Origin of the sequence: Bacillus sp. C30, assembly GCF_040838255.1 — a bacterium.
GTDB lineage: Bacteria > Bacillota > Bacilli > Bacillales > Bacillaceae_G > Bacillus_A > Bacillus_A mycoides.
Genome location: NZ_JBFPJH010000385.1, coordinates 1 through 2873, shown reverse-complemented (window position 1 = coordinate 2873; position 2873 = coordinate 1). Strand labels below are relative to the sequence as shown.

Genomic DNA, 2873 nt, shown 5'->3' with positions numbered 1-2873 from the left:
TCATATAATATGTGAGTTCTCTCTTAAAAGTTTGTATCATAAAAAAAACAAACGACCTCCACGGTCATTTGTTTAATTCATATATATCCTTCGTTTCTTCTACCATTTTAGTTAACGAGAAATTTCTTTCCGCTTTTTCTCGCGCTTTCACTCTAATATCATTCACCTTTTCTTCATTTCCTTGTAATTCCTCCAGCACGTCTGCGAATTCAGATTCGCAATATTCAGATATTAAAACACCTGATTCTCCATCTATTACCGCTTCATTTATTCCGCCGACATCTATTGAAACAATTGGTGTTCCTGTAGCCATTGCTTCAATTACTACCATTGGAAACACTTCACGAAAAGATAATAAAAGTAATACATCCATATTTCCTATAAACTTATGTGGCTCTGAAATATTTCCTAACATCTTTACACTTTGTTGCAAGTCATATTTTTCTATTTCTTTCATAATAGATTCTTTCTCTGGTCCATCACCAGCAATATAAAACATAAAATCATTTCTCTTTTTTAACACATTTGCAATTTTAACAAATAGTTGATGATTTTTCTCCTTGGATAATCTAGCTAATATACCTACTTTATAAGTAGATTCTTTCTTTTTCTGCTGGAATAAAAATTTTTCAATATCCACACCGTTGTAAATTGTCTTTACTTTCTCTTCAGCTACATGAATTGAAATTAAGTTATTCTTTTCAAATTCACTTACTGTAATAATATTGTTCACATATTTATTCATGACATAACGAAAAAGAATTGGCATTTTCTTTTCTAGTATCGTTACATTATGTTTCGTATACACGATTTTTATCTTTCTTTTAATAAACTTTTGAAGTAGAAAAACATATAATACCATTCGCAAACTATTTGCATGAATAAGTTCTATCTTTCGTTTATAAATCTCTTTTCGTAAGTAATGAATATTTCTCAAATGATTCCATCGACTAAGTAACATGAAATTTTCTTTTCTAGTAAGAGATTGATATAATTCTCCCTCACCTGCAGCTGTATAAACCGTAATGTTTTCATATTGCAAATTGTTTTCCAATTTACAGAAGTAACTCTCGGCTCCCCCAGTTATCAATTTATCTGTCATCAACAATATATTCATACTTGCGTCTTCCCAACTACATTGATTTTATTTTTTCTGTAAGCATGATAAGCATACTTACCAAAATAAAAAAAGGTTTGCAATGAATTAAGTGGTTTTTGTGCTCTTAACAGCTTCCAATATCGGAAGGCCGCCCTTATTTTATTTCTTGAAACAGAATTTGTAACAATTCTATATTTTGCCAATACCTGCTGTATCCCTTTCGCTTCATATCCTTTATATAACAATTGTAGCCATAACGCTGTATCTTCAGGCTGCACACTGGGCATTTCAATACAAGGAATCTTCTCACGATCAAGCATCACTGTTAAACACCCAATAATTGTGTTTCCCACTAAATAATGATAATCAACAAATTCCGGTACGTTCACCTCTCTATTCAGATCATTATTATTTTCATCTATTAAACTATAGGACGTATACGAAAACGCAACATGTGTTTCTTCCATAAATAACAATTGCGTCTCCAATTTATTTGGTAGCCAAATATCATCACTATCTAAAAAAGCAATATACCTTCCTCTCGCTTCTTTAATCGCTATATTCCGAGCTTTAGCAGCCCCCATATTTTCTTCTAATGATAATAACCGAATTCGTGAATCCCCTTCTATCATCTCTTTAATTTTTACAGCTGAGTGGTCCGTTGAAGCATCATCAACGATAAGCATTTCCCAATTTTTATAAGATTGACTCTGCACAGATCTGATTGTCTCACCAATAAAACGTAAACTATTATAAGAAGGTGTTATTATAGAAATACAAGGCACCTCGTTATGTACTGATAGACACTTTACCATCTATCATTCCCCTTCCTTCATATGTTGAAATGTACTTCACAACAACTGCTAAAAATAGAAAGAAAGCTTCGTTAATAATAAGTGATAATGACATCATCTGAAATAAAAATGCAATCATAGTCAATAAAAGATATGGCTTTTCACAAAACAAGTTATACTTAGTCAACTTCACCATTAAAATACATAAAAAAGCGCTATATAAAAGAAAACCAATTGTACCCGATTCAGATAAAATTTCTAAAAATGTATTGTGCACATATAGTTTTTCATTGAACTGATACTCATAATAATTCGAAAAATTAAAAGCACCGATACCGATATATGGATTAGATAAAAAATATTTGAAAGCAGCTTCCCATAGTGTAAATCTGCCACTCCCATTATCGCGTGAAAAATCAGAAATTCGACCGTTCAATATATCATCTAGTTGTCCACCCATTACTACATTCGCTAAACTAAAAATAACAACACTAAACAATACTAAGCCCATTATTATTTTTACTTTTTTGGCAAAACTGGACATGCATACATATACAAAAATGACGAGCACAATTGCTAAAATACCACCTCTTGAAAAAGTTAATAAACTCGTTGTAACACATAGAATCAATCCTATTACGTTGGTGATATTATATAAATTTGTCATATAATACATAAAAAATATTGTATTATAAAAAATAAAGATGTTGGGATCATCTAATAATCCAATTAATCTCGGATATCCTCTATCTACTAATAATCCAGCATAAATCTCTCTCTCTTCTCCGCCATATAATCCAAAATGTTGTAATCCAACTATATAGAGTATGAGACTTACAATATTAAATACTAATCCTACATAGACAATGGCTGACTCGAGCACTACTATTTCGGTGTTCCCCAGTAAATTCCTCATAATAAAATAACATCCTAAAACAAGTAATACGCCGAAAATCATACGAATACTAGCACTTAAATAT

The 2873-nt window shown here is 31.2% G+C and carries 3 protein-coding genes; all 3 read right to left on the bottom strand.

Annotated elements, in window-relative coordinates; all coding sequences use genetic code 11:
• Positions 1-64: 64 nt before the first annotated feature.
• Positions 65-1117 (bottom strand): glycosyltransferase family 4 protein, encoded by a 1053-nt coding sequence (locus tag AB3X49_RS20635; protein WP_367964426.1) that lies wholly within the window; start codon positions 1115-1117, stop codon positions 65-67.
• Positions 1114-1914, bottom strand: coding sequence for a glycosyltransferase family 2 protein (locus tag AB3X49_RS20630; protein WP_367964424.1), 801 nt, complete (start codon positions 1912-1914; stop codon positions 1114-1116). Before AB3X49_RS20630 ends, AB3X49_RS20635 begins: the two co-directional genes overlap by 4 nt.
• A partial coding sequence (locus tag AB3X49_RS20625; RefSeq protein ID WP_367964422.1) for an O-antigen ligase family protein occupies positions 1889-2873 on the bottom strand: 985 nt, incomplete at its 5' end. The genes AB3X49_RS20630 and AB3X49_RS20625, both read right to left, overlap by 26 nt.

What these genes read in the sequence shown, in the direction of transcription:
- AB3X49_RS20630 (WP_367964424.1), bottom strand. Translation starts at nt 1,914, where the DNA reads ATGGTAAAGTGTCTATCAGTACATAACGAGGTGCCTTGTATTTCTATA.
- AB3X49_RS20635 (WP_367964426.1), bottom strand. Translation starts at nt 1,117, where the DNA reads ATGAATATATTGTTGATGACAGATAAATTGATAACTGGGGGAGCCGAG.